The organism is bacterium (assembly GCA_030019025.1).
Lineage (GTDB): Bacteria > Hydrothermota > Hydrothermia > UBA1063 > UBA1063 > UBA1063.
The window spans coordinates 57,707-62,309 of sequence record JASEFR010000002.1; the positions used below are offsets into that span (position 1 = coordinate 57,707).

Sequence of the window (4,603 nt, forward strand, 5' to 3'; positions counted from 1 at the left end):
GCAAAAACAAGTGCCCAGGCAAGTTCAGCGGTGGCATCAGTAAGCACATCGGGGGTATTGGTAACAACAATTCTGCGCCGTGTACATTCTGCTATATCTATATTATCATATCCTACAGCATAATTTGCCACTATCTTGAGTTTCGGAGCGTTGTCAAGAATCTCTGAGTCGATTTTATCAGTGAGGAGGACTACCAGTCCATCTACATCCTTTACCTTTTCCTTTAAAACTTCCTTCGGGATAGGTGGCTCCCCGTCATAAACTTCTACATCAAAATCCTCAAGGTATTCCCTCACATTTATTACGAGATTGGATGTAAAAAAAATCTTTTTACGGGACATACTTTTCCACCCCCGCAGGATCAACATAAAGGTTTTTTCCCCTATATTTATCAAGTCTCTCTGAAAGATTACTAACTACCCTTAATATCCTACCCTTTAAAGGCTTATCTTCGGTTACTTTTGATAGCTCGTTTTTACAAGCTTCCGCGTAAAACAAAGCCCTTCTCTTTTCTCCAACTATATAACTGCAAATTGCAAGGTAGTAAAGCGAAATTCCAACATTATAACTATTCCATGGCTGATCTCGTAAGGTCAGATAAAGAATAACCTCGTGATTTTTGAGTGCTTCTCTCCAAAGTCCCATTCGCCTTTGCACATAAGAAAGCGTCCACCTAAAGGTGCGAGAAGTGGGATACTTTTCCACAAGCCTTTCTGCAATTTTTAAAGCAGAATCGTTTTGGTTGTCGTAAGCAAGAACCCATACATAGGCATTCAAGGCAACTATACTAATATACTTTGACTTTGTTGTAGATAGTTCAATCATCCTTAGAGCTTCTTCCTTGGAGTACTCTCCGGGTAATAACCATTTAAAAGCAGAGGGAATTTTAGTCATCGCAAATTCAAAAACACCAAGGGGTAAGTAAGCATCGTAAATAGTGGAGTCAATTTCAATACACTTTCTCAAAAGTTCAAGGCTTTTAAGCCCATATTGTAAGGCAGCAATGTATTCCCTGTTTCTACCTTTTCGTATCGCCCTATAGGCGAAGGCTGAACCTTCAGCAAAATAACTCCAAGCAATTAGTTGAGAATCTGGGTTAGCCTTTTCCCTTATCTTGCGCGACAACTCCACCGCTTTATCAAGAAGTTCATAAAAAGTCCCCTCATAAATATCAGTTTCGAAATCTATCATATAGAGGTCGAGGAGCCCAGCTTTATATAAATATCCTATAGGACTTGCTGGGTAATTTTTAATAGCAAGGTCAAAGTAGAAGGTGGCTTCTGTATATTTCTCAGCATAAGTGTATTCAAGGCCCTTTGAAATTAAGGAGTCCAGTGGTTCCCAGAATAAGGAATCCACCTCTCCAAGGATTGAAAACAAAAGAAATAATTTCATTTGGAGGCAAGCTCACTAACCAACTTAGCTCCTTCTGCCATACCTGAAACACCATACAATGGAAGCCCAGACTTGTTAAGAATCTCCCTCGCCTTGTCTTCATTAGTCCCTGTAAGCCTAATTACTATTGGTAAGGTTATGTTCAACTCCTTGTAAGCCTGCACAAGACCCGTTGCCACATCATCACATCTTGTAATCCCTCCAAAGATGTTTATATAAACAGCCTTCACCCGCTTGTCTCTAAGGATAAGTTCCATGGCATTTTTAATCTTTTCAGGGCTTGAGCTCCCTCCAACATCGAGAAAATTGGCCGGCTCCCCACCATAAAGTTTAATCACATCCATAGTAGCCATAGCAAGGCCAGCCCCGTTAACACAGCAACCGATATTTCCGTCAAGTTTAACGAAGGACAGTCCCTTCGCCTTCGCTTCCAGCTCCTCAGGATTTTCATAATCCATATCTCTCAAGGCTTCAAGTTCTGGGTGTCTGTATAGGGCATTATCATCTATAATAATCTTCGCGTCGAGCGCAATCACATTACCATCTTCTTCTACTACCAACGGGTTTATTTCAGCCAACTGAGCATCGGTCTCCACATAGAGCCGGTATAAAGCTTTAATAAAAGATTGAATTCTTTTTGCAACATCTGGATTATCAGATAGTTTGAAAGCTAAATATTTTGCTTCATAATCTTGAAGGCCCAGATATGGATGAAGTGGAAGTTTAACAATGGCTTCTGGATTAGTTCTCGCAACCTCTTCAATTTCAACTCCACCTTCCTTTGAAACCATCACAACGTTTCTCTTACTTCCCCTATCAAGTACAATACCTACATAAAGCTCCTCTTTAATTCTGGCCGCTTCTTCAACAAGAACCTTTTTGACAGGCAACCCTTTAATCTCCATATTAAGAATTTGAGAAGCAACCTGCACCGCTTCTTCTTTGTTCTTTGCAACCTTAATACCTCCCGCTTTTCCCCTTCCACCAACGGGAACTTGGGCTTTTACTACTATCGGAAAGGCGAACTCATCTAAAACAGACTTAACTTCATCCAAGCTTTTGCACAATTTATTCTTTTTCACCGGTACTCCATACTTAGAAAGGACCTCCTTAGAGGCATATTCCAACAGTTTCATCTTAAGACCTCCTTTGATCCAAAAAATTTACCATCCACTCTTCTTCCTGCAACAAAATCCCTCGCCAGCATAATCCTTTTACTCGCTGGCTGTAACTCAATTATTTCCAGTATTCCATCTCCTGTACCTACAAAAAGACTGCTTGCAAAAACTTTAATTTCTCCCGGGGCCAAGGGAAAAACAGGATTGGAAATTTTAACTTTAAAAATTTTAACCAGCTCACCTTCCAAATAAGTCCTCGCCCCAGGAACAGGTGATAACGCTCTCACACGATTAAAAATTTTAATGGCAGGTTCGTGCCAAGAGATGAAAAGTTCCTCTTTTGAGATTTTCGGGGCGTAGGTGGGCATCCCACTTTGTGGCTCTGGGAAAACACTATTATTAAAGTATCCGTAAAAGACTTTTCTCAACATTTCTGGAATAGGTTTTGAAAGTTTTTCCAGTAATGTCCCCTTTGTATCGTCATCCGTTACAGGAATTTCCTTACTCAACACAATCGGACCTGCGTCAACTTCCATGGTCATTTCAATTATTGTAACCCCTGTCATACTCACTCCATCCATTAAAGCTCTTTCAATGGGAGCAGGGCCTCTATAGAGAGGAAGAAGAGATGGATGTATATTAAGAGTGGGAAACTTCGCAATCCTTAAAAAAGGCTCCTTTAAAATCTTACCAAAGTCACAAACCACAAAAAAATCAAAATTTTTTTCTTTTAAAATCTCATAGGTAGTGGGATCATTTATTTTCCCGATTTCCATCAAGCTGATTCCGGTATCGATAACAAAATCCTTCACGGGATTTGGAGTTGCTTTTCTTCCACGGCCCGCAGGTTTATCAGGCGTTGTAACCACAAGATTCGGCTTAAAATTTGAATAATATAGCTCTTTCAGAACCTCACGAGCATAATATCCACTGCCAAGAAAACACCACTTATAAGGAGAAACGATTGTATTCATTCCTCCATTTTGCCAGTAAAATTCTTCGCGTTTCTTCATCGAGATAGTCTACGAAAAGAACACCGTCGAGATGGTCTATCTCATGCAGAAAAACCCTGGCAAGAAAGCCCTCCACTTTAATTTTCAAATCCTTAAATTTACCGTTCGATTTAAGTTCTATTGCCTCAATCTCGACGTAATCCGGCCGACCTATTTCCGCATATAAACCCGGTATAGAGAGACACCCCTCTTCATCAACCGCCAGCCCTTCCAAATATTTTATTTTAGGATTTAAGAATATCCTGTAATCTGAACCGAAATCTAGTTCTTTTGAATTGATAACAAAAACTCTCTTTGTTATCCCTATCTGGTTAGCAGCAAGCCCAAGTCCTCCCTGATTTTTAAGGGTTTCGATGAGGTCACCAGCAATTTCAAACACTTCTTTACTGTTTATATCTTTGATTTCTTCTGCCCTTAATCTCAAAACCGGGTCGTCAAAAATTTTGATAGGCTTAACCAAATTACTCCTCTCCTCCTTTCTCGAGGACGGCCCTTACCGCCTGCTTTTCAATCTTTATATTGACATTATCAGCAACTTTAAGTGTAATAACGTTTTCGTCTATCTTCTGAATTGTACCAATTATTCCACCCGTGGTTACAACCCTATCGCCTTTCCTCAATGAAGCCAACATTTCTTTACGCTTTTTCTCATATCTTGACTGTGGTAAAATCAAAAGAAGGTAGAAAATCACAAAAATTAAAATAAGAGGAAGAAGAGAAACGAGAAAACTTCCTCCGCTTTGAGGCTGCTGGGCAAATAAAAACCCAGGAAGAAGAATAGAGAGTGCTTCAAATATTAAACTTTTCATAAAATCCTCCTTTTTGTAATTGTAAACGCTAAGACCTGTTCAATCAATTAAAGCCTTAGTAATCGAACCCAAGGGAAATATTTACTTTTACAGGTTTAAAGACATTAACTAAATCTGTATTGTAGGCAAAATCAACCTTCAATTTCGCAAATCCCAACCACATTCTCAAACCATAGCCAAAATCTGCCTTCAAATCTTTTAATTTGGGAAACTGTTCAAAAAGTTGAAGTTCGCGATAATTCTTCAGTGTACACAAACCAGCATCAAA

Annotated in this window: 7 protein-coding genes; all 7 read right to left on the minus strand. The window is 39.5% G+C overall.

Features of this window, described 5'->3' with window-relative positions; genetic code table 11:
* Nucleotides 1-341, minus strand: a 341-nt coding sequence (locus QMD82_00930; protein MDI6850489.1) for a D-glycerate dehydrogenase, incomplete at its 3' end; no start/stop codon positions are given.
* On the minus strand, nucleotides 331-1,395 hold the full coding sequence (locus QMD82_00935) for a hypothetical protein (protein MDI6850490.1): 1,065 nt from the start codon (nucleotides 1,393-1,395) through the stop codon (nucleotides 331-333). The genes QMD82_00930 and QMD82_00935, both read right to left, overlap by 11 nt.
* Entirely contained in the window at nucleotides 1,392-2,531 is a 1,140-nt protein-coding gene (gene sucC / locus QMD82_00940) for an ADP-forming succinate--CoA ligase subunit beta (protein MDI6850491.1), read from the minus strand. Before sucC ends, QMD82_00935 begins: the two co-directional genes overlap by 4 nt.
* Nucleotides 2,528-3,526: a methionyl-tRNA formyltransferase gene (fmt, locus tag QMD82_00945; GenBank protein ID MDI6850492.1), complete on the minus strand. Its 999-nt coding sequence runs from the start codon at nucleotides 3,524-3,526 to the stop codon at nucleotides 2,528-2,530. The genes sucC and fmt overlap by 4 nt, the downstream gene beginning before the upstream one ends.
* On the minus strand, nucleotides 3,462-3,986 hold the full coding sequence (gene def / locus QMD82_00950; protein MDI6850493.1) for a peptide deformylase: 525 nt from the start codon (nucleotides 3,984-3,986) through the stop codon (nucleotides 3,462-3,464). The genes fmt and def overlap by 65 nt, the downstream gene beginning before the upstream one ends.
* Before the next feature lies 1 nt (nucleotide 3,987).
* A complete protein-coding gene (yajC, locus tag QMD82_00955) occupies nucleotides 3,988-4,335 on the minus strand; it encodes a preprotein translocase subunit YajC (protein ID MDI6850494.1) in 348 nt (115 codons plus the stop codon).
* Nucleotides 4,336-4,390: 55 nt separating this feature from the next.
* A partial coding sequence (locus QMD82_00960) for a hypothetical protein (protein ID MDI6850495.1) occupies nucleotides 4,391-4,603 on the minus strand: 213 nt, incomplete at its 5' end.